At 72.3% G+C, this 20,058-nt stretch carries 13 protein-coding genes; 7 read left to right on the top strand and 6 right to left on the bottom strand.

Annotated elements, in window-relative coordinates; all coding sequences use genetic code 11:
- The first annotated feature begins 107 nt into the window (after window positions 1-107).
- Window positions 108-1,232: an alkaline phosphatase PhoX gene (locus ACNNMR_RS10885; RefSeq protein WP_419994351.1), complete on the top strand. Its 1,125-nt coding sequence runs from the start codon at window positions 108-110 to the stop codon at window positions 1,230-1,232.
- Window positions 1,233-1,250: 18 nt separating this feature from the next.
- On the opposite strand, the gene ACNNMR_RS10880 is transcribed toward ACNNMR_RS10885, so the two are convergent.
- Complete coding sequence (locus tag ACNNMR_RS10880) at window positions 1,251-3,266, bottom strand: hypothetical protein (RefSeq protein WP_419994350.1); 2,016 nt, start codon at window positions 3,264-3,266, stop codon at window positions 1,251-1,253.
- 4 nt (window positions 3,267-3,270) lie between these two features.
- Window positions 3,271-6,360: an alpha-N-acetylglucosaminidase gene (locus ACNNMR_RS10875; protein WP_419994349.1), complete on the bottom strand. Its 3,090-nt coding sequence runs from the start codon at window positions 6,358-6,360 to the stop codon at window positions 3,271-3,273.
- A gap of 197 nt (window positions 6,361-6,557) precedes the next feature.
- Between ACNNMR_RS10875 and ACNNMR_RS10870 the strand changes: the two genes are divergently transcribed.
- The gene (locus ACNNMR_RS10870; protein WP_419994348.1) at window positions 6,558-6,965 is read left to right on the top strand and encodes an HIT family protein; all 408 of its coding nucleotides are present in this window, start codon (window positions 6,558-6,560) and stop codon (window positions 6,963-6,965) included.
- Window positions 6,966-6,967: 2 nt separating this feature from the next.
- Here ACNNMR_RS10870 and ACNNMR_RS10865 read toward each other — a convergent pair whose 3' ends face one another.
- Window positions 6,968-7,846, bottom strand: coding sequence for an RNA polymerase sigma-70 factor (locus tag ACNNMR_RS10865; protein ID WP_419994347.1), 879 nt, complete (start codon window positions 7,844-7,846; stop codon window positions 6,968-6,970).
- Window positions 7,847-7,964: 118 nt separating this feature from the next.
- Between ACNNMR_RS10865 and ACNNMR_RS10860 the strand changes: the two genes are divergently transcribed.
- Both ACNNMR_RS10860 and ACNNMR_RS10855 read left to right on the top strand, forming a co-directional pair.
- Entirely contained in the window at window positions 7,965-9,311 is a 1,347-nt protein-coding gene (locus ACNNMR_RS10860; RefSeq protein ID WP_419994346.1) for an FAD-binding oxidoreductase, read from the top strand.
- Window positions 9,312-9,456: 145 nt separating this feature from the next.
- Window positions 9,457-10,818 (top strand): glutamine synthetase family protein, encoded by a 1,362-nt coding sequence (locus ACNNMR_RS10855; RefSeq protein WP_419994345.1) that lies wholly within the window; start codon window positions 9,457-9,459, stop codon window positions 10,816-10,818.
- A gap of 6 nt (window positions 10,819-10,824) precedes the next feature.
- Here the strand turns inward: ACNNMR_RS10855 and ACNNMR_RS10850 are convergent, their stop codons facing one another.
- Window positions 10,825-12,267: a hypothetical protein gene (locus ACNNMR_RS10850; protein WP_419994344.1), complete on the bottom strand. Its 1,443-nt coding sequence runs from the start codon at window positions 12,265-12,267 to the stop codon at window positions 10,825-10,827.
- A gap of 101 nt (window positions 12,268-12,368) precedes the next feature.
- Here ACNNMR_RS10850 and ACNNMR_RS10845 point away from each other — a divergent pair, with 101 nt between their 5' ends.
- The gene (locus ACNNMR_RS10845) at window positions 12,369-15,635 is read left to right on the top strand and encodes a bifunctional [glutamine synthetase] adenylyltransferase/[glutamine synthetase]-adenylyl-L-tyrosine phosphorylase (protein ID WP_419994343.1); all 3,267 of its coding nucleotides are present in this window, start codon (window positions 12,369-12,371) and stop codon (window positions 15,633-15,635) included.
- Window positions 15,636-15,848: 213 nt separating this feature from the next.
- Window positions 15,849-16,562, top strand: a complete 714-nt coding sequence (locus ACNNMR_RS10840; RefSeq protein ID WP_419994342.1) for a hypothetical protein — start codon at window positions 15,849-15,851, stop codon at window positions 16,560-16,562.
- 20 nt (window positions 16,563-16,582) lie between these two features.
- Here the strand turns inward: ACNNMR_RS10840 and ACNNMR_RS10835 are convergent, their stop codons facing one another.
- Both ACNNMR_RS10835 and ACNNMR_RS10830 read right to left on the bottom strand, forming a co-directional pair.
- Complete coding sequence (locus ACNNMR_RS10835) at window positions 16,583-17,473, bottom strand: phosphatase PAP2 family protein (protein WP_419994341.1); 891 nt, start codon at window positions 17,471-17,473, stop codon at window positions 16,583-16,585.
- 103 nt (window positions 17,474-17,576) lie between these two features.
- Window positions 17,577-19,142 (bottom strand): glycoside hydrolase family 13 protein, encoded by a 1,566-nt coding sequence (locus ACNNMR_RS10830; RefSeq protein ID WP_419994340.1) that lies wholly within the window; start codon window positions 19,140-19,142, stop codon window positions 17,577-17,579.
- Window positions 19,143-19,273: 131 nt separating this feature from the next.
- On the opposite strand from ACNNMR_RS10830, the gene ACNNMR_RS10825 reads away from it, so the two are divergent.
- Entirely contained in the window at window positions 19,274-20,035 is a 762-nt protein-coding gene (locus tag ACNNMR_RS10825) for a ZIP family metal transporter (protein ID WP_419994339.1), read from the top strand.
- Window positions 20,036-20,058 lie beyond the last annotated feature (23 nt).

The following is a 20,058-nucleotide window of genomic DNA, read 5'->3' as shown; positions in this document are numbered from 1 at the left end:
CGGTCACTAACCCTTCCTGCGGAATTTGTGTCGCGTCACGATTCCCGTGCCCTCTTGTCAGGAGCATGGTTGCGGCGACCACGCCCCCACCGACCAGGGAGACCCTGATGGAACGCCGATCCTTCCTTTGCGCCGTCGCCTTCGCCGGGACGCTGTGGCAGGGCGCCGCGACCGCGGGCAGCGCCTCCGCCGCCGCCGCGGGGGACGGCCCGTACGGCCCGCTCCAGACCCCGGACGTCAACGGCGTCGCGCTCCCCGCGGGCTTCACCGCCCGCATCGTGGCCCGCTCCATGCACTCCGTCGGCGGCATCATCTGGCACGGCGCCCCGGACGGCGGTGCCTGCTTCGCCGACGGCGACGGCTGGATCTACGTCTCCAACTCCGAGCTCCCGCTGATCGGTGGCGTCTCCGCCCTCCGCTTCGGCGCCGACGGCGCCATCACCGGCGCCCGCCGCATCCTCAGCGGCACCAACCTCAACTGCGCGGGCGGCGCCACTCCGTGGAACACCTGGCTGTCCTGCGAGGAGATCTTCCGCGGCCGCGTCTTCGAGACCGACCCGTACGGGAAGAAGAGCGCCGTCGCGCGCAAGGCGATGGGCCGCTTCAAGCATGAGGCGGCGGCCTGCGATCCGGACCGTAAGGCCGTCTATCTGACGGAGGATGAGGAGGACGGGTGCTTCTATCGCTTTACGCCGACCACGTGGGGTGATCTCGCTGCCGGTCGCCTCGACGTGTTGTGCGACGCGGGCGGGGGTGCGGTGGAGTGGCGCAAGGTGCCCAATCCTGATGCGCCGTTCACGCAGACCCGCGATCAGGTCGATGAAGCCCGGCACTTCGACGGTGGCGAGGGCTGCTACTACGCGGGCGGGGTCTGCTACTTCACCGCCAAGGGCGAGAACAGCGTCTGGGCGTACAACATCGCGGCCAACACCCTCGGCAAGGTCTACGGCGGGGGCGGGACCCTCGGCACCGTCGACAACATCACCGGGCGCGCGGGCGGCGATCTGTATGTCGCCGAGGACGGGGGCAATGAAGAGATCAACATCATCACCCCCGACGGCGTCGTGGCGCCCGTCATGCGCCTCGACGGGCACGGCGACTCCGAGATCACCGGACCCGCCTTCTCGCCGGACGGACGCCGCCTCTACTTCTCCTCGCAGCGCGGCACGAGCGGGGACAAGACCGGCAAGGACGGGGTTACGTACGAGGTCACCGGCCCCTTCAGACGCTGAAGGCGCTGCAGACGCCGATCACCCCGTGGGGGCGGCCGTGCACGGGCCGCCCCCACACACGTCCACGATCCGCCCCGTCGCCAGGAACTCCGCGATCTGCGCCCGCGCCGCCACCGAGTTGCGCGGGTGGCTGTGCGGGTCGGCGCCCTCCGTGGGCGGGGTGTTCGTCAGCGGCTGGTACGGCGCCCCGCTGTCCCAGATCACCATCCCCGACGCGCCGCGCGCCGACGGCTCCCGCAGCGGCCTGATTCCCCAGTACGGCACCTTGTCCGGGTTCCGCCCCGCCGCCACCGCCGGCGTGTGGATGCGGGCGCCGATCGTACGGGCCTGCACCTCCGCCGCGGTCGGCGAGACCTGGTGGTCGCCGAAGGCGACGTGCATCAGCACCTGGTGGCGCGGGGTGCCGGGGAGCGGGTCGCGGGTCATGTGCGCCGCGTAGCCGTTGGCCTCGCCGCGGTCCCAGAGCATCTGCATCAGCGCGAAGCCGAGCTGCTGGTCGAGTTTGTCGGGGTAGGACTTGTCGAGCAGTTCCTGAAACGGGGTGAAGTCCACGCTGCGGTTCAGCAGCGTCGAGTAGTTCATCGCGGGCACGCCCAGCACCGACTTCGTAGTGTCCTGCGACACCGCCGTGAAGATCCCGCCCATGATGCCGCCCTGGCTGTTGCCGTAATAGCCCAGCTCGGCGTCGTCGGCGAGCACGCCCCGGAAGGCGTCGGTCGTCCGCAGCCCGTCCTCATGGGTGAGCAGCCGCCCCAGCCACAGCGTGTTCAGCACGCCCTGCTGCAGCCGGTCCGCGGTGGCGGCGAAGCCGCCCAGGTCGCCCAGTTGGCCGGCGACGGTGAGGATGTCCTCGTCGGCCATGCCGATCCACTTCGTCGCGCAGAAGACGGTGTTGTGCTCGGCGGCGAGCTTCTTCAGGTGCCCGGAGCCGACCTCGGACTCGCGGCCGAGCAGCCCGTGTCCGTAGAGCGCGGGGCGGGCGGGCTTCGACAGCGCGGAGCGCGGGATCTCGCACTGGAAGGGCGCGACCTGCTTGTTCCCCGGCAGCGGTTCCGGGAGGCCGTCCGAGCCGTAGTGGAAGCGGGAGCCGGTCGGGCCGGCGGGCTTGTCGAGGTAGCTGGGGACGTTGAACAGGCCGCGCACCTCGCGGGCGATCGGGTCGTCGGCCGGGTTCTCCTTGACCTCGGTCACCAGGTGCTCGGGTGCCTTGCCGCCGAGCCCCTCGAAGGAGTCGTCGCGGATGTGCAGCATCCGCTCGGTCAGCCCGCGCTCGCTTGCGACGGTGAAGTCCCAGGCCAGGTAGAGGCCTTTCCGCCCGACCCCGGCCCGCGCCAGGTCCCGCAGCAGCGGGCGCTGCTGGGCCTGGCGGGCGTGGAGCGGGTCTCCCTTCGGGAGAGTGGGGCCGAGGATCTTGCGGTACGTGCCGCTGGCGGCGATCCGGTCGCCGTCCTTCGTACGCAGGTCGCGCAGGGCCACGACATAGCGGTGCCCCTCGCGGAGGTTCACCCCCGGGCGGATGATCAGCGCCTGCCGGTCCGGCGTGGTGGCGTTGGCGTCGAGTTCCGCCCAGTACGGGTGGCGGCGGCCCGTATCCGCGTCGAGGAGGACGATCGAGGCCCGGCGGTCGAGCGAGGCGCCGATGTCAGTGAGCGGGGCGGCGCCGGTCCGGCCCAAGTCGAGGCCGGGGACGTGGGCGAGGATCGGGGACCCGGGGGAGAAGCCGTCGCTGCGGTTCCACTCCGCCGGGTCGATGTGCTTGCCGGACGCGTTGGCGGGCAGCGCCTCCGGCGCGAAGGCCACGCGGCGGCCGGTGTCCGTGGAGCCGTCGCGTTGCGTGAACCAGTCGTTGGGGAAGGGCAGCACGCAGGCGGCGGGGTCGATGGGGTCGCATCCTTCCGCCCCCGCCCCTTCTCCCGCTCCCGCGCCGGGCGGCGGATCCGCGCTCGCAGCCCCCGGCACGGCCAGACTGAACACGAGCGCGGCTAAGGCGGCGGCTATCCGTCCTCGACCGCGGCCCTTACCTCGACCTCGCATCGCGTTACCCCACCTTCCAGCCGCTGAACTCCACCAGCCCCCGCGTCGTCTGATTCACCGCGCTCATGAACAGCCCCACATCCTGCGTCGCCGCCACATCCGTCACCGGCACCGACGGCACCTCCACCTCGCGCCACGTCGCCCCGTCATCCGTCGACAGCTCGCCCTTGAAGGACGACCCGGCCCGGGTCAGCCGCAGCGTCACCGGGGCCTTGACGCCCCTGACCCGCTTGTACGTGTCCACCGTGCCGTCGGCGTTGGTGTCGTACGACAGGACGACCCCCTGCTCCGGCGTCACCGCCAGGTTCACGAAGCCGCGCGAGGTCAGGTCGGAGAGGTCGTTGCGGACGATGATGCCGCAGCGGGCCCAGGGCGCCGTGTTCTCCTGCGCGTCCACCTTCACCGTGATCACCGACCCGTCGCGCACCACCCCGGCCCGGTAGACCGCGCCGAACTCGGCGTTGCCCTTCCACAGGTCCCGCCCGGCGCCCTCGATCGCGAAGCGGTCGTCGAGCTGCCCGAAGACGGCGGCGTTGTTGGTGATCGTCTTGAGGCCGTCTTCCAGCGGCCCTGCCAGGTAGTAGTTGCCTTTACGGGACAGCGTCACCTGCTCGCCGCCCGCCGGGCCGTGCGTGACGCTCAGCTCGTACGGCTGCTCCTGCAGCGGTTTCTTCAGCTCGGCGTCCTGGCCGGTGACCTCCCAGACCACGTCCGCGCGGCCGGCCGCCGCGACCGACTCCACGGACTGCGTCTCGCCCGGCTTCACGTCGAGGCCGGTCAGCTTCAGCAGCACCTTCCCGGTCGGCGCGAAGCCGTTCTCGTTCCGGAAGGCGGCGGTGAACTTGCCGGTCTTGCCGGGGGCGAGCGCCGGCGGATCCGTCGTCACCTTCACCGTGCCCTGGTACGGGGTGGCGGCGAGGGTGTCGCGGACCTTCCTCGCCGCGCGCAGGGGGTCGGTGGTCGGGCGGACCGGGTAGGTGGTGGTCTCCTTGGTCCAGGCCGACTCCATCGCGTACCAGTCGATCGACTTCGGGGCGCGGCCGGCGGCGAGGGCGTCCTCGTACTCGTCGAGCAGCGCCTGCCAGCGCGGGATGTACAGGTCGGCGTAGACGCCCTGCCAGTCGCGGTTGGCGTAGTCGGCGAGATTGCCGGGGGAGCCGGCCGTCTCCGGGCCCGCCCAGGTGGTGAGCAGGACGCGGGCCGTCCACTCGAAGGTCTTCGCCTCGTCGGCGCTGGTCGCGAAGCGCTTGGCGTCCTGCAGCCAGGGGCCGACGAGGAAGGACTTGTGCGCGCCCGCGATCTCCTCGCCGAGCCGCATCAGCTGCAGCCACAGGGCCTTCAGCTTCCGGAATCCGGCCAGGTCCTTGCTCTTGTACGCGGCGTTGAGCTGCGGCAGCAGCACCCGGGAGCGGTTGGCAAGGGACTGGCGGGCGAAGTCGGCGAGGTCGTGCCGGTAGGCGTCCGAGCCGCGCAGGCCCGCCGCCACGCCCAGCAGCCCGGCCAGCGCGCCGTCGAAGTCCGGCTGGTCGAAGGCGCCGTCGTAGGTCGTCGAGGCCGTCGTCAGGCTGGGGCGGCCGGTGAAGATCGAGTCGTACGGGCGGCCGTCCGCGGTGCGCAGCTCGTACGCCGTGGACCGCAGCGCGGCCGCCGCCTTGGCCGCCTCGGCGTCCTGGCCCCCGTACCGGAAGCGCGCATAGCCCGCGAACCAGCTCGGCCGGTCGATGGCCTCCGTGCGCCACGCCAGCTCGCTGAACAGCTCGAACGCGGCCGGGTCGCGCTCGGCGGCCTCCGGCATATAGGCGGTGCCGACGAGCGCGCTGCCGGACTTGTCGCGCCAGGCGGTGAAGCGGGCGGTCCAGTTGTGTGCCTTGGCGCCCAGGGTCGTACGGCCGCCGAAGTTGGGGATGGTGCCGAAGGCGTACGGGGTGCCGCCCCAGTCCTTCTCGCGGTCGGTGACCGTATCGATGTCGGACAGGCCGTCGACGATCAGCATCCGCTTCTTGTCGACGCCCTGCAGCAGCTCGGGCCGCGGATTCGCCTGCCAGCCGAGGATCACCCAGGTCGCGCCCGCGTGCGCCCGGTCGAGCGCGGTCTGCACGGCCTTCGCCGCCTCGGGTACGGGCACGTCCCCGGCCGCGCCGCCCTCGTGCAGCAGGTCCATCTTGAAGTGGCCCGCGGCGCCGAAGAGTTCGGTCTGGTGGCGGTAGAAGGAGGCGGCCACCTCGCGGAAGAGGTCGGTGCGCGGGTCGAGCCAGTCGGGGCGCTGGAGGGCGTTCCAGGTGCCCTGCGGGACGGTGACGGCGCCGTTGTTGCGCTCGCCGAAGTCGGTGGGGACGGTGCCGAAGTAGCCGGGCAGCACCGGGGACATGCCCAGCTCGCGCAGCCGCCGGATGATCTTTCTGCCGAGGTCGGTGCGCTTGGCGAGGCCCGCGGTGGAGACCGGGCCGCCGAACTCGCTCATGTTCTGCAGCAGCCACCAGGGCTGGTGCGAAGGTGCCGGGATCCACGTACGCGACTCGTCGTCGCTGTAGCCGAAGTCCTTGAGCAGCCGGTGGTAGACGGCCTCCTGGCCCGGGGTGACCAGCACTTGGTTGACGCCGTGCAGCGCCATGATGTCGAGCTGCCGCTCCCACTGGGACCAGGAGTGGTATGGGCCCGTATAGCCGTCGTGGGTGTCGTTGAGGAAGAAGCGGTTCGCCACCGTCGCCTCGCGGGTCAGCGCGCGCGGCGGGGCGGGGAGCCGCTTCGGCAGCCGCAACTGGCTGCCCGACCAGGAGATATGGGCATTGCAGACATACTTCAGATACCAGTGCACACCGGTCAGCAGCACGGCCGGGCTGGTGCCCGCCACCTCGATCGCGCCGGACTTGCCGGTCACCCGGAAGCGCTCGGCGTCCCCGGCGAGCCCGCGCAGCCGGAACTGCCGGGCGTGGTCGGGCAGCAGCCGGCGGATGGCGTCCTGTGCGGGTTCGATGGCCACGCCCTGATCCTCCGCCGCCGCAAATGCCGTGACATAAGGGGGGCCACCGAGGGCGGCACCCGCCCCGATGGCCCCAGCAGTACCCAGGAGTGCGCGTCTGCTCAGCTGGCTCATCCGCGGCACGCTAGCCACGGGAAGTGGACTAGACAATGGTCCGCGCGGCCCGTTGCTGATCCAATCCCCATTCAGCTCTCACGGAACGTTGACCTCCGCGAGGCAGATTGTGGGCATGAATACATACGTCCCTGTCTGCCCGCACTGCGGCCGCGTCCGCTGCATCTGCCCGCCCCGTAACTGATTCACTTGGCGGCGTGGACTGCCTCTTCTGTCGTATCGCCGCCGCCGAGTTGCCCGCGCACCGCGTGTACGAGGACGACGCCGCGGTGGCGTTCCTCGACGTGCGGCCGCTGTTTTACGGGCACACGCTCGTGTTGCCGCGACGGCACGTGGAGACCCTCACCGACCTGCCGGCCGACGCCGTCGGGCCGTTCTTCGCGCGGGTGCAGGCGATCGCCGGGGCGGTGGAGCGGGGGATGGGGGCGGCCGGGAGCTTTGTGGCGATGAACAACAAGATCAGCCAGTCCGTGCCGCATCTCCATGTGCACGTGGTGCCGCGCAACCGCAAGGACGGGCTGCGCGGCTTCTTCTGGCCGCGGACCAAGTACGCCGACGAGGCGGCGGCGGAGGAGACGGCGGCGCGGGTGCGCGCCGCGCTGTGAGGTCAGCGCTGCAGCGCCGTCTCCGCTTCCACTCGCGACAGCTTCTCCGGGTTGCGCACGATGTAGATCCCGGTGATGAGGCCGTCCTCGACGCGCATCGAGAGGACGGTGTCGACCTCGCCCTCGTAGCGCAGGACGAGCGCCGGACGGCCGTTGACCACGGCCAGGTGCGGGTCCCGCTCGGTGATCCGGCTGGGCCTGGGGCCGGCCAGCAGCTGGGCCACCTGCTCCGCTCCCACCAGCGGCTCCGTCAGCGCGAACACCTTCCCGCCGCCGTCGGCGAGCATGACGACATCCGGCGCGAGCCGGTCCAGCAGCCCTTGCAGATCGCCGGTCTCGACGGCCCGCTGGAAGGCGTTGAGGGCTTCCTTCGTCTCGTCCGCCGACACTGCCGCGCGCGGCCGCCGCGCCGCCACATGCGCCCGCGCCCGGTGCGCGATCTGCCGCACCGCCGCCTGGCTCTTGTCGACGGCCTCGGCGATCTCGTCGTATCCGAGGTCGAACACCTCGCGCAGCACGAACACCGCCCGCTCGGTGGGCGCGAGGGTCTCCAGCACCAGCAGCATCGCCATCGAGACGCTGTCGGCCAACTCGACGTCCTCCGCCACGTCGGGCGCGGTCAGCAGCGGCTCGGGCAGCCAGGGGCCGAAGTAGGCCTCCTTGCGGCGGCCGAGCGTGCGCAGCCGGGTCAGCGACTGGCGGGTGGTGATCCGTACCAGATAGGCGCGCTGGTCCCTGACCTCGTCCAGGTCGACGCCCGACCAGCGCAGCCAGGTCTCCTGCAGCACGTCCTCGGCGTCGGCGGCGGAGCCGAGCATCTCGTACGCGACGGTGAAGAGGAGGTTGCGGTGGCTGACGAAGGCGGCGGTGGCGGCGTCCATGGTTCGTGTCATATACGCAAGACGTCGGTGGGCCGTGTTCTGTGACAGCCGTGTTCCGGTGACGTGGGTCACAGCGGGCGGGCTGTCACAGGGGTCGGGCGGCCGGCATCTGATGGGCATGACTCTTCACAGTGAACTTGAGATTCTGCGCCGCGACTTCGGCGGCGATGTCATCGAGCCCGGGGATGCCGCGTACGACTCCGTGAGCGGTTCCGTCCTGGCCGCCGGCAGCCCCGCCTATGTGCTGCGGCCCAAGGACGCCGCGGACGTGCGGGCCGCGGTCGGCTTCGCCGCCGGTACGGGGCTGGCTCTGGCGGTGCGGGGCGGCGGGCACGCTTTTGCGGGCTTCGGCACCAATGACGGGGGTGTCGTCATCGATCTCGGCGGGCTTGCGGGCGTCGAGGTGATCGACGCCGACCGTCACCTGGTCCGCATCGGCGGCGGCGCCACCTGGGGCCACGTCGCGGCCGCGCTGGCCCCGCACGGCCTGGCGATCTCGTCGGGCGACAACAAGGGCGTGGGTGTCGCGGGGCTCACGCTGACGGGCGGCATCGGGTGGAAGGTGCGGAAGTACGGGCTGGCGCTCGACAGCCTGGTGGCCGTGGAGCTGGTCACGGCGGGCGGCGAGCTCGTACGGGCGAGTGCGGCCGAGCGCGCCGATCTCTTCTGGGCGATCCGTGGCGGCGGCGGCAACTTCGGCGTCGTGACCGCGCTCGACTTCACCGCGCATCCGACCACGGACGTCTTCCACGGCCGGCTGGCCTTCCCGGCGGCCGAGGCGGAGGCGGTGCTGCAGGGGTGGGCCGCGTATCTGCGGACCGCCCAGGCGAACATTACGTCGGTCGTAAACTTCGCCAACCCCTTCCTGGGTGGCCCCGAGGCGCCGGTCGACGTCGTCGTGACCTTCGACGGCGACGACCCGGCGGCCGCCGCCGCTGCCATCGACCCCCTGCGCCGCCTCGGCACGCTGACCGCAGACGAGGTGCAGCTCAAGCCGTACGCCGACACCCTTGAAGACGCCGCCGTGCCGCCGCCGGGCCTCCGCTTCGTCACCCGCAGCGCCTTCGTGGGCGCCGAGTCCGTATCCGAGCTGCTCAGCACCCTCGCCGAGATCGGCGCGGCGCCCGGCTCCCCGTTCCTCTCCGTCCGCAGCGTCGGCGGCGCCGTGGCCGAGGTCCCCGCCGACGCCACCGCGTACGCCCACCGGGAGGCGGAGCTGATGATCGTGACGACGACCGGCGGCCCCGAGCCGGTGGTAGCAGCCGCCCAGCCCGCGCTGAAGGCGGTCTGGGAGCGGCTGGCACCGCACGTGCGGGGCGCGTACGCGAACTTCCTCGCCGGCACGGCGGAAGAGGATGTGGCGGCGGTGTACCCGCCGGAGACGTACCGGCGGCTGGCGGAGATCAAGCGCCGCTACGACCCGGCCAACCTGTTCAGCGGCAACCACAACGTGCGCCCGCGGTGACCCTCGGAGGGCGGCCGTTTGGGTAGGTGTTCCACAATGGCCCCGGGGGCCACCGGTCCCCGAAACGCGGGTGAAACTCCGTACCGTGATACTGAAGGGCCCCGCGGCCGCCCGCTACACCGTCTGACCTGCAAGGATGTGGACCATGGAGAAGCAGCAGGAATTCGTGCTCCGTACGCTCGAGGAGCGCGACATCCGCTTCGTGCGGCTGTGGTTCACCGACGTGCTCGGCTTCCTGAAGTCCGTGGCCGTCGCCCCCGCCGAGCTGGAGCAGGCCTTCGACGAGGGCATCGGCTTCGACGGCTCGGCGATCGAGGGCTTCGCCCGGGTGCACGAGTCCGACATGATCGCGAAGCCGGACCCGGGGACCTTCCAGATACTGCCGTGGCGCGCGGAGTCCCCGGGCACGGCCCGGATGTTCTGCGACATCCTGATGCCGGACGGCTCGCCGTCCTTCGCCGACCCGCGTTACGTCCTGAAGCGGATCCTCGCGAAGACCAGCGACCTGGGCTTCACCTTCTACACCCACCCCGAGATCGAGTTCTTCCTGCTGAAGGACAAGCCGGTGGACGGCCGCCCGCCGGTCCCGGCCGACTCCTCCGGCTACTTCGACCACACCCCGCAGAACGTCGGCATGGACTTCCGCCGCCAGGCCATCACCATGCTGGAGTCGATGGGTATCTCGGTCGAGTTCTCCCACCACGAGGGCGCGCCGGGCCAGCAGGAGATCGACCTGCGGTACGCCGACGCGCTCTCGACGGCGGACAACATCATGACCTTCCGCCTCGTCATGAAGCAGGTCGCGCTGGAGCAGGGGGTGCAGGCGACCTTCATGCCGAAGCCGTTCTCCGAGCACCCCGGCTCCGGCATGCACACCCACCTGTCCCTCTTCGAGGGCGACCGGAACGCCTTCCACGAGTCGGGCTCCGAATTCCAGCTGTCGAAGGTGGGCCGCTCCTTCATCGCGGGCCTGCTGCAGCACTCCGCGGAGATCTCCGCGGTGACCAACCAGTGGGTGAACTCCTACAAGCGCATCTGGGGCGGCTCCCAGCGCACCGCGGGCCAGGGCGGCGAGGCCCCCTCGTACATCTGCTGGGGCCACAACAACCGCTCGGCGCTGGTCCGGGTGCCCCTCTACAAGCCCGGCAAGACCGGCTCCACCCGCATCGAGGTCCGCTCGCTGGACTCGGGCTGCAACCCGTACCTCGCCTACGCGGTGCTGCTCGCGGCGGGCCTAAAGGGCGTAGAGGAGGGCTACGAACTCCCGGCCGGCGCCGAGGACGACGTCTGGGCCCTCACCGACTCCGAGCGCCGCGCCATGGGCATCCAGCCGCTCCCGCAGAACCTCGGCGAGGCCATCGCCCTGATGGAGAACAGCGAACTGGTCGCCGAAACCCTCGGCGAGCACGTCTTCGACTTCTTCCTCCGCAACAAGAAGCAGGAGTGGGAGGAGTACCGCAGCGAGGTCACCGCCTTCGAGCTGCGGAAGAGCCTGCCGGTGCTGTAGGACCGGTCAGCGGGTGGGCCGCAGGTAGCTGGTGAGCAGCTTGCCGACGGTGGTTGCCTTGCGGGCGGGGCCGGCTGCGGTGGGCGTGCCGAAGCGGCCGGTCGGCAGGGTGTCCAGGCGGCGGAGGAGGCGGTGGAAGCTGTCGGTCTGCCGCAGTAGCAGGTCGATGTCGACGTAGTCGCCGGGTGCGGCGGACAGCAGGTATTGCGGTGCGGTCACCAGCGAGATGCCGGGGATCTGGTGCTGGTACAGCGGTTCGCCCTCGCCGAAATGGACCAGGGCGCCCGGCGCGGAGACCCGGGTCGGGCCGGGGCCGGTGCCGCGCCATTCGAGGTCGACCAGGGTTTTGAGCTCCCGGGTGGTCGCGTAGAGCAGTTCGGGCTCGGCGTCGCCGGTCGGCCCGTACCGGCCGGCTTTGGGATCGTCGCGGTACTGCCGCGCGCCCAGGTGCTCGATCGCCAGTCCGGCGACGGCCTTCCGGCCGCCGTCGCGGCCGGACCACTGGTCGGGGTGGTCGCGCAGCCATCGCGTCGTGGCCTGCCCGTGGTCGGTCAGCGCCGGGATCCGCAGGTGGCCGGTGACCAGGACGAACACGACCGTCCGCCGGGCCGGCTGGGCCGCCACCCGCCGCGCCAGGTCGACGAGACCGATGTGCCCGTTCTCCTCGACCGTGTTCGGGCCGTCGCTGTGGCTCACCACCAGGATCGTCTCGTCCGGTCGCTCGGTGCCCTCGACCGCGGCCCAGATCGACCGGGTCGGGGTGTCCGGGGTGAGCGTGGCATCCAGCACCAGAGTGGCCCGCTCGCCGGACCGTGCCGCGGCCACGACGGTGTCGCTGGCGTCGCCCGCCACGAACACGGCAGGGATGTCCTGATAGGGCAGGGTGAACGGGATGTACTGATCGTGCGCGTTCGCGGGGCTGATGCCCCGCCAGGCGAAGACGACGCCGCGCACGCCCGCGCGCCGGGCGCGCTTGAGGCCCGCGCCTGCCAAGGTGGCGGGGACCAGTGGTACGGCCTCCTGCCCCCACCCGTCCGCGTCGTCCCAGACTCCGACGAGGTCGCCGAACGGCAGGGGCCGGTTGCGCAGCTCCACGACGGCGATCCCGCCCTTGGCCCGCGACCAGCGCGGCAGCGGTCCGGGCAGCAGCCGGGCAGGCCCGGTCACCCCGGCGGGGCCGGTCACGCCGGAGTACGGGAACGCCGCGGACACCGGCACCTCACGACCGCCGCCCACGCTCAGCCGCAGGCCGTCGGCCGCGGGGAGATCCCAGCGGGTGAACGCGTGCGGGTCCGTGCGGACGGTCAGGCCCGCCTCGGACCATTGCCCGGCCACGTGATCGATCAGCCGCTCCTGGGCGGCCGTGCCGGTGAACCGCGGCCCCCACTCGGCCAGCAGCGCGATTTCCCGTTCCGCCATGGCGTACGCATCGTGCGCAGTGCCGTCCATGATGTCCTCCGCACTCGCCGGTGAATGCGATCAAACCACGCATCGCCACCGTGCGCAGAGCGGCAGAAGAGCCTGGCGGTGCGGTAGCTAAGCTGGGCCGCATGGCCATCCCGCAGGGAGGACGTCGGTCCACCGTCATGCGTCTCGTCCGGCACGGGTTCACCGATGCCGCTGCCGCGGACCGGCTCCTGGCTGCTCCCGCTCTTGCTGCCGCGCAGGCGGATCCCGTGCTGCTCGACGCGCTCGGCGCCACCGCCGATCCCGATCAGGCGCTGCTGGGGCTGGTGCGGCTCGCCGAGGCGCTGCCCGACGATCAGCGCGGGGTGCTGCTGGACACCGTCACCTCCGCGAAGCCCTTGCGGGACCGGCTGCTCGGGGTGCTCGGGGCGTCCGAGGCGCTTGCCGATCATCTGGCGCGGCATCCGGAGGACTGGGAGTCCCTCGTCACGTACGAGTCGGCGGATCTGCACCCGGCGACCGGGGAGTTCGAGCAGGCGCTCGCCGAGGGGATCTGGGGGCCGCGCGGCGCCGAGCTGCCCAGGCCCGACGCGCTGCGCATCGCCTATCGCCGGGCCATGCTCGGCATCGCCGCGCGCGATGTCTGCGGCACCACCGACGTCGCCGAGACCGCCGCCGAACTCGCCGACCTCGCCACCGCCACCGTGCGCGCAGCGCAGGAGATCGCCGCCGAGGAGGCCCCCGAGGACGCCGCCGCCTGCCGGCTGGCCGTCATCGGCATGGGCAAGTGCGGCGGGCGCGAGCTCAATTACGTATCCGACGTCGACGTCATCTTCGTCGCCGAGGCCCGCGGCGACACCGACGAGGGCAAGGCGCTGCAGGCCGCCACCCGGATCGCCGCGCGGCTGATGAGGATCTGCTCCGACACCACCGCCGAGGGCACCATCTGGCAGGTCGACGCCAACCTCCGCCCCGAGGGGCGGAACGGGCCGCTCGTGCGGACGCTGTCGAGCCATCTCGCGTACTACCAGCGGTGGGCCAAGACCTGGGAGTTCCAGGCGCTGCTCAAGGCCCGGGCGATGGCCGGGGACACCGAGCTCGGGCAGGCGTACGTCGACGCCGTCGAGCCGCTCGTCTGGCACGCCGCCGAGCGGGACAACTTCGTCACCGACGTGCAGCAGATGCGGCGCCGCGTCGTCGACAACATTCCCGCGGCGCAGGTCGAGCGCGAGCTGAAGCTCGGGCCCGGTGGGCTGCGGGACGTGGAGTTCGCCGTGCAGCTGCTGCAGCTCGTGCACGGTCGGGGGGACGAGAGCATCCGCAGCGGCACGACGCTCGTCGCGCTCGGGGAGCTCGCCGCGGGCGGGTACGTGGGGCGGGCGGACGCGGCCGCGCTGGACGAGGCGTATCGCTTCCTCCGCTCGATGGAACATTCCATCCAGTTGCAGAAGCTGCGCCGTACGCACCTGATGCCGGAGGGCGAGAGCGAGCTGCGGCGGCTCGGGCGGTCGCTCGGCTTCCGTGGCGACCCCGCCGCCGAGCTGCGGCGGGCCTGGCGGCGGTATGCCCGCGAGGTGCGGCGGCTGCACGAAAAGCTCTTCTACCGCCCGCTCCTCGACGCCGTCGCCCGCCTCACCCCCGGCGAGGCGCACCTCACCGCCGCCGCGGCCCGCCAGCGCCTGGAGGCCCTCGGCTACGCCGACCCTGCCGCCGCGCTGCGCCACCTGGAGGCGCTCGCCTCCGGGATGAGCCGCAAGGCGGCGATCCAGCGGACGCTGCTGCCCGTGATGCTGGGCTGGTTCGGCGACTCGGCGGACCCGGACGCGGGCCTCTTCAACTTCCGGCAGGTGTCGGACGCGCTCGGCAAGACCCCCTGGTACCTGCGGCTGCTCCGCGACGAGGGCGCGGCGGCGGAGAACCTGGCCCGGGTCCTGTCCGCCGGCCGCTTCGCCCCCGACCTGCTGCTGCGCGCTCCCGAGGCGGTGGCGCTGCTCGGCGACGAGCAGGGGCTGCGGGCGCGCTCCCGCGCGGCGCTGGAGCAGGAGGTGATGGCCGCCGTCGGCCGCCACTCCGACCCGGAGTCGGCGGTGGCGGCGGTCCGCGGGGTGCGGCGGCGCGAGCTGTTCCGGTGCGCGGCGGCGGACATCATCCAGGCGTACGGGGCGCCTGCGGCGGGCGAGGAGGACGCGGAGCCGGGGGCGAGTGGGGCGAGTGCGAGGCGCGGTGGAACGGGCCCGGCCCTCGGCGGCGCGGCGAGCGCGGCAGGCGGGGCGAGTGCGGCAAGCCGCGGCGGTACGGGTCCGTCCTCCGGCGGCGCCGCGAGTGCGGCAGGCCGCGGCGGTGGCGGTGGCGGTACGGGCCTGTCCCCCGGCAGCGAGGCGGCGCGTGGCGAGGACGACGACGGCCTCCCCGGCGCCACCGGGCTCATCGGCGGGCCCACCGCGGCAGCGGTCGACCGCACCGGCGACGCGATCAGCGACATAAACGCCGCCACCATCGGCGGCGCGCTGCGCGCCGCCGTCCGCGCCCAGTGGGGCGACGAGCTGCCCACCCGCTTCGCCGTCATCGGCATGGGGCGCTTCGGCGGCCACGAGCTCGGCTACGGCTCCGACGCCGACGTGCTCTTCGTGCACGAGCCGCGCGACGGCGTCTCCGACGAGGAGGCGGCGCGGGCCGCCTTCGCCGTCGCCAACGAGTTGCGCCGGCTGCTCCAGCTCCCCACCGCCGACCCGCCCCTGCTCATCGACGCCGACCTCCGCCCGGAGGGCAAGAGCGGCCCCCTGGTCCGCACCCTCGCGTCCTACGCCGCGTACTACCGTCGCTGGTCCCTGGTCTGGGAGAGCCAGGCGCTGCTGCGCGCCGAGCCGGTGGCGGGCGACGAAGGGCTCGGCCGGCGGTTCGTCGAGCTGATCGATCCGCTCCGGTATCCCACCGGCGGGCTCGGGCCCGATGGCGTACGCGAAATCCGGCGGCTGAAGGCGCGGATGGAGGCGGAGCGGCTGCCGCGCGGGGCGGATCCCACGCTGCACGCGAAGCTTGGGCGCGGCGGGCTGTCGGACGTGGAGTGGTCCGTTCAGCTGCTCCAGCTGCGGCACGGACACGAGGTCCCCGGCCTGCGCACGACGAGGACCCGGGCAGCGCTCGCCGCGGCTGCCGCGGCGGACCTGATCGCCCCCGAGGACGCGCAGATCCTGGACGAGGCCTGGCTGCTGGCGACCCGGGTCCGCAACGCGGTCATGCTGGTCCGCGGCCGCCCCGGCGACACCTTCCCGGCCGAGGGCCGGGAGCTGGCCGGGGTGGGGCGCTATCTCGGATACGGGCCCGGGCACGCGGGCGAGCTGCTCGAGGACTACCGGCGGACCACGCGGCGGGCGCGGGGTGTGGTGGACCGGGTCTTCTACGAGGGCTGAGCGGGTCGTCGGCGGGGGCTGAGCTCCCAGGTCAGGCGGAGGCGGCCGGCCGCTGTGGCGCCCCCCGCTCGCCTTCGCGGCGGCTGCCCGGGGCCTTGCGGCACGGAGCAACGGGCGGGTGGGCGGGTATCGCGTACGCCGATAGGGCGCAGTCCGGATCCCTGTCCGGTCTGTCCCCCTTCGGCCGCCACCCGCTGCTGATAGACCGGCCGTATGGCCAACCGCTCCAGGACCGCCGCGGCGGGCCTCGCGCTGCTCGCGCTCGGCGTCACGGCGGGTGCCCCGGCCGCCCAGGCCGCAGGTGATGACGACCCGAAGGCCAGGCCTCCGGTCACCATCGAGGTCCGCACCGCCGATCGCGCCCTGTCGGACGGCGCCACGGCCACGTACGCCATCACCGTCCGCAACCACACCGCCCAGCGGCTGCCGCACACCCGCGTCACCCAGATGATGCCGGACTCCCTCCGGCACGTCCGCTCCGAGCCCGCCGGATCCGCCGACGCCACCGGCCGCCAGGTCACCTGGAAGCTGCGGCTGCCCCCGAAGGGCGAGGCGAAGCTGACGATGACGGGTCGCGTCGGCACCCCCGGCGATGACGCCGGCTCCCAGACGCGCGTCGCCCCGCCCTCCGGCCCCGGCAAGGGCGCCGAGGGAGAGGTGGTGCAGGCGGGACACACTGTCGCGCAGCCGGAGCGCCGCGGGCCGCGGGTCTCCACGACCGTGTGCGTACGGGCGAAAGACAAGGGCGACCTGCTCACCTGCGCCACCGCCAGCTCCCCGTACACCAAGGTGTCCTGGCAGGTCAGCCGCGTGCATACGGCGGTGAGCGCCGCCATCGCGCTGCTCATCGGCGGCATCGGCGTGGTGCTGCTGCGCCGCCGCCGCGCGGGCAATGACCAGACGTCGGGGCGCGGCGACAGGCCGTAGGGCTCCCGCCCGGGCAGGCGCTAAGCCGTCGCCTTGACCAGCACCGGCTGCTGCGGAAGGTGATAGACGCTCTTCCCGTACCACGCGTACGCGACCGCGAAGCCGAAGGCCAGGCAGATCATGCCGCCGACCGCGTCCATCCAGAAGTGGTTCGCGGTGGCCATGATCACGAAGATCGTCACCATCGGATACAGCGCGCCGAGGATCCGCGCCCACGGCGCCTTCGCCAGCATCACGATGGTGATGCCGCACCACATCGACCAGCCGGTGTGCATGGACGGCATGGCGGCGTACTGGTTCGAAACGTTCGCCAGATTCCCCGAGGACGTCGAGCCCCAGGTGCCGTGCACCTGGACCGTGTCGATGAAGACGCTGTCCGTCATCAGCCGGGGCGGGGCCAGCGGGTACAGGTAGTAGCCGATCAGCGCGCCGAAGGTGGTCACCGCGAGGGTCAGGCGGATCGCGCCGTAGCGGCCGGGGTGCTTGCGGTACAGCCAGACGAAGACGCCGATGGTGATGACGTAGTGCAGGCTGGAGTAGTAGTAGTTCATCGAGACGACGAGCCAGTGCACGCCGTCCACCGCGTGATTGATCGAGTCCTCGAAGGCCAGCCCGAGCTTTGCCTGGAACGCCCAGATGTCGTCGGCGTGCGCGAGCGCCTTGTCCTCGTGCTCGGGCACCGAGTTACGGATCAGCGAGTACACGTAGTAGCTCACCGCGATCAGCAGGATCTCGAACCACACCCGCGGCGCCCGCGGCGTGCGCAGCCGCTCGAGGAGGCTCCGGCCACCGCCCGTCCGCTCTTCCCGGGACCGGGCAGCGTCAGACTGCGGAGTGACCTTGCGCTCCTCGAGCGTCCTCGCAATCTCTGCTGACCGGGGAGCAACACCCCGGGAAATCGACTGACCCATGACTGAATAGTCTGCCAGAAGCAGGGGACACCCCCGATCATCCCCCGGTCCCGTCCGAGCTCCCCGATCTCGTCCCGGAGTCGGAGTCGCGCACCCCCCGGCCCTAGGGGGACGCCACCCACACGCACGTGTCCCCCGGCAGCCGCAGCAGCCCCTCGCGCACCTCCACCGGCCCGGAGCTCAGCAGTGGCCGCACGCCCGCGGCGGCCGGGAGCTCGACCGTCCGCTCCCCGGTGTTCACGAAGCAGCCGAAGCCGTCCCCGCGCCGGAAGGCCAGCACGCCCTCCGGGGAGTCCTGCCACGCCAGCGGGCCGCGCAGGCGCGGCCGCAGCTTCAGGGCGGCGCGATAGAGCTCAAGCGTGGAGTGCGGGTCGCCCTCCTGCGCCGCCGCGGTCAGCGCGCCCCAGTCCGCGGGCTGCGGCAGCCAGGAGCCGTCCGCGCCGAATCCGTACGGCGCCCGCTCACCCGCCCACGGCAGCGGCACCCGGCAGCCGTCCCGGAGCCCGTCCTGCCCGGTGCTGCGGTGGAAGGCGGGGTCCTGGCGTACGGCGTCGGGCAGGTCGGTGACCTCGGGCAGCCCCAGCTCCTCGCCCTGATATACGTACGCGGCCCCCGGCAGCGCCAGGGACAGCAGCGCGGCGGCGCGGGCCCGGGCCAGGCTCCCGTAACGGGTCCGCGGGCGCACCACATCGTGATTCCCCAGCACCCACGTGGCCGGCGCCCCGACCGCGCCCAGCGCGTCGAGGGACTGGTCGATGGTGGTGCGCAGCTCACCCGCGTCCCACGGGCAGGCGAGAAAGTGAAAGTTGAAGGCCTGGTGCAGCTCATCGGGCCGTACGTACAGGGCCAGCCGCTCCACCGTCGGCGCCCACGCCTCCGCGACCCCCATCCGCTCACCGCCGTACGCATCGAGCAGCTTCCGCCACCCGCGGTGAATGTCGTGCACGCCGTCCTGATCGAAGAACGGCAGCACCTGCTTCCCGATCAGCTTCGCCTGCTCGCCGCGGCCGATGTCGGGCATGCCCGGCGCCTTGACCATGCCGTGCGCGACGTCGACACGGAACCCGTCCACCCCACGGTCGAGCCAGAAGCGCAGGATGTCCTCGAACTCGGCGCGTACCTCCGGGTGCTCCCAGTTCAGGTCGGGCTGCTCGGGGGCGAAGAGGTGGAGGTACCAGGCGCCGTCGGGGGTCCGGGACCAGGCGGGGCCGCCGAAGACGGATTCCCAGTCGTTCGGGGGGTGGGGGCTGGGCGGGCGGAAGTGGTAGCGGTCGCGGGCGGTGTCGCTCCCGACGAGCGCCTCCTGGAACCACGGGTGCTGGTCCGACGTGTGGTTCGGGACGATGTCCACGATCACCCGCAGCCCGAGCCGGTGCGCCTCGCGGATGAATTCCTCGGCGTCCGCGAGCACGCCGTACATCGGGTCGACGGCCCGGTAGTCGGCGACGTCGTACCCGCCGTCGGCCTGCGGGGAGGCGTAGAACGGCGTCAGCCACACCGCGTCGATCCCCAGCCCGGCGAGGTACGGCAGCCGCTGTATGGCCCCGCCCAGATCACCATTCCCGTCCCCGTCCCCGTCCGCGAAGGACCGCACGTAGATCTGGTAGATCACCGCGTCCCGCCACCAGTCACCGGCGGTGGGGGCGAAGGCGGTCTCCTGCTGCGTCATGTGCGTCCTCTCGTGCGGTGATCACCATGGTCAACGCCACGAACCGGGCTCGGGTGACGGTGACGTGACACGAGTGCTACGCCGGGTATCTTCACGTGCGCCGGAGGTCGTCTCGACGGGATTTGGTGGTATTGATGGAGGTTTTGCAGGCGGGGGGCTGGGGTCTGGTCGCCGGTCTGGCGCTGGTCCTCGGCGCCGCGGTCGGGTACTTCGCCCGGGTGCCGCGCGAGGCCGTCGCGCTCGTGATGGCCTTCGGCTCGGGCGTCCTCATCTCCGCGATGTCCTTCGAACTCATCGCGGAGGCCCACGAACAGGGCGGCCTGCTCCCGACCACCCTCGGCGCCCTGGGCGGCGCCACCGCATACACCCTCGCCAACGTCGTCCTCGCCCGGCGGGGCGCGCGCCACCGCAAGCGCTCGGGTGCGATGGCGGGCGCCCGCCAGCCGTCGGAGGAGGCTACGCCGGGCTCCGGCGCCGCGATCGCGCTGGGCGCGGCGCTGGACGGCATCCCCGAGTCGGTGGTGATCGGCGCGAGTCTGCTGGCCGGGGGCGGGGTCAGCGCGGCGACGGTGGCGGCGGTCTTCATCAGCAATGTCCCCGAGGGTCTTTCGAGCGCGGCCGGGATGCGGGCGGCGCGACGCTCGCCGGCGTACGTCTTCGGGCTCTGGGGCGGGATCGCGCTGCTGAGCGGGCTGGCGGCGCTGGTCGGGTACGCGGTGCTCGGCGACGCCTCCGGGACCGTGCTGGCGGCGATCACCGCCGTGGCGGCGGGGGCGATTCTCGCGATGATCGCCGACACGATGATCCCCGAGGCGTTCTCGGATGCCCATCTGCTGACGGGGTTGGTGACGGTGGTGGGCTTCCTGTGCGCCTTTGCGATGTCACATGCGTGACGGGGGCCCTAAGGTGCGGGTGT

Origin of the sequence: Streptomyces boninensis (assembly GCF_048572725.1) — a bacterium.
Classification (GTDB): domain Bacteria; phylum Actinomycetota; class Actinomycetes; order Streptomycetales; family Streptomycetaceae; genus Streptomyces; species Streptomyces boninensis.
The sequence above is the reverse complement of the archived record's forward strand: the minus strand, read 5'-3'. Positions and strand labels throughout refer to the sequence as shown.

Bases quoted from the DNA above. Each gene is read 5' to 3' on its own strand.
- ACNNMR_RS10865 (WP_419994347.1), bottom strand. From the start codon at position 7,846: ATGGACGCCGCCACCGCCGCCTTCGTCAGCCACCGCAACCTCCTCTTC.
- ACNNMR_RS10845 (WP_419994343.1), top strand. From the start codon at position 12,369: ATGGCCATCCCGCAGGGAGGACGTCGGTCCACCGTCATGCGTCTCGTC.
- ACNNMR_RS10880 (WP_419994350.1), bottom strand. From the start codon at position 3,266: ATGCGAGGTCGAGGTAAGGGCCGCGGTCGAGGACGGATAGCCGCCGCC.
- ACNNMR_RS10850 (WP_419994344.1), bottom strand. From the start codon at position 12,267: ATGGACGGCACTGCGCACGATGCGTACGCCATGGCGGAACGGGAAATC.
- ACNNMR_RS10840 (WP_419994342.1), top strand. From the start codon at position 15,849: ATGGCCAACCGCTCCAGGACCGCCGCGGCGGGCCTCGCGCTGCTCGCG.
- ACNNMR_RS10875 (WP_419994349.1), bottom strand. From the start codon at position 6,360: ATGAGCCAGCTGAGCAGACGCGCACTCCTGGGTACTGCTGGGGCCATC.
- ACNNMR_RS10830 (WP_419994340.1), bottom strand. From the start codon at position 19,142: ATGACGCAGCAGGAGACCGCCTTCGCCCCCACCGCCGGTGACTGGTGG.
- ACNNMR_RS10885 (WP_419994351.1), top strand. From the start codon at position 108: ATGGAACGCCGATCCTTCCTTTGCGCCGTCGCCTTCGCCGGGACGCTG.
- ACNNMR_RS10860 (WP_419994346.1), top strand. From the start codon at position 7,965: ATGACTCTTCACAGTGAACTTGAGATTCTGCGCCGCGACTTCGGCGGC.
- ACNNMR_RS10855 (WP_419994345.1), top strand. From the start codon at position 9,457: ATGGAGAAGCAGCAGGAATTCGTGCTCCGTACGCTCGAGGAGCGCGAC.
- ACNNMR_RS10835 (WP_419994341.1), bottom strand. From the start codon at position 17,473: ATGGGTCAGTCGATTTCCCGGGGTGTTGCTCCCCGGTCAGCAGAGATT.